General features: G+C 73.0%; 1 protein-coding gene. It reads left to right on the top strand.

Going from position 1 to position 408, the window contains the following annotated elements; genetic code table 11:
- On the top strand, positions 1–393 hold a 393-nt coding region (locus ACNPM4_RS12590; RefSeq protein WP_448985913.1), incomplete at its 5' end, for a (2Fe-2S)-binding protein.
- Positions 394–408 lie beyond the last annotated feature (15 nt).

Genomic DNA, 408 nt, shown 5'->3' with positions numbered 1-408 from the left:
GTGGACGCCGTGCGTGCTCGCGCGATCGAACGGGACCTGCGCCGCTCCCGACGGTTCGCCGCGGTCGTGCAGCGGATGTTCGCGCCCGAGCGACCCGGCCTCACGGCGCTCGCCTCCCCGGCGACGACGGTCTGTCGGTGCGAAGGGATCCCGCGATCGGACATCGACGGATTCCTGCAGGCGAACCGGCATGCCGACACCGTGGATGCGGTCAAGCTGAGCTGCCGGACGGGCATGGGGCCCTGCCAGGGTCGGTACTGCGAGACGACTGTGGCCGGTGCGGTCGCGGCGGCGCGCGGGGGAACGGTCTCCGACGCCGGTCGCTTCGCCGCCCAGCTGCCCGTCAAGCCGGTGTCCCTGCAGACGTACGCCGACCTCTTCGACGCGGACTGAGCGAGGTGGGGGGCC

Source organism: Microbacterium umsixpiens (assembly GCF_053543675.1).
Note: the sequence above shows the minus strand (reverse complement) of the source record. Positions and strands in the feature narration are given on the sequence as shown.